Here is a 270-nt window from a genome sequence, read left to right as displayed (position 1 = left end):
CGCCGGTGTCGGCTTTCGTCGGCTTCCTGACCGAGCAGGTCGCCTTCACGGGCAAGGCGCTGAAGATGTTCGAGAACGGGCCGGTGACGCGCTCCTTTTGCGGTATCTGCGGCTCGCCGATCGCCTATGTCGACGAGCGGCTGGCCGACCACATCTATTTCATGCTCGGCGCCATGGACATGCCGGCCTATTTCAAGCCGACGCACCACGCCCATGTGCGCGAGCAGCTTCCTTTCCTGCACATGCCCGACGCGCTGCCGCGCCATTTGA

The 270-nt window shown here is 64.1% G+C and carries 1 protein-coding gene; it reads left to right on the top strand.

Annotation, left to right across the window (positions count from 1 at the left end):
• The coding region (locus AC0L2O_RS36855; protein WP_473373214.1) for a GFA family protein at positions 1 to 270 on the top strand (270 nt) is incomplete at both ends.

The organism is Bradyrhizobium sp. Kon10, from assembly GCF_055807395.1.
This window is presented reverse-complemented; position numbering and strand designations above follow the sequence as displayed.